At 48.8% G+C, this 393-nt stretch carries 1 rRNA gene; it reads right to left on the bottom strand.

The window, feature by feature from the left end:
- Window positions 1-393 (bottom strand): 23S ribosomal RNA (locus tag AB4Y77_RS23005); the annotation flags it as partial.

A 393-nucleotide genomic window follows, 5' to 3' on the forward strand; every position in this document is an offset into this window, starting at 1 on the left:
ATTTAGCCCCGKTACATTTTCGGCGCAGAGTCACTCGACYAGTGAGCTATTACGCACTCTTTAAATGGTGGCTGCTTCTRAGCCAACATCCTRGTTGTCTRWGCAACTCCACATCCTTTYCCACTTAAYACACACTTKGGGACCTTAGCTGRYGRTCTGGGCTGTTTCCCTCTTGACTACGGATCTTATCACTCGCAGTCTGACTCCTAAGGATAAGTCATTGGCATTCGGAGTTTGACTGAATTCGGTAATCCGATGAGGACCCCTAGTTCAATCAGTGCTCTACCTCCAMGACTCTTACACTTAAGGCTAGCCCTAAAGCTATTTCGGGGAGAACCAGCTATCTCCARGTTCGATTGGAATTTCTCCGCTACCCACACCTCATCCCCGCAC

The sequence above is a fragment of the Paenarthrobacter sp. YAF11_1 genome (assembly GCF_052113445.1).
GTDB lineage: Bacteria > Actinomycetota > Actinomycetes > Actinomycetales > Micrococcaceae > Arthrobacter.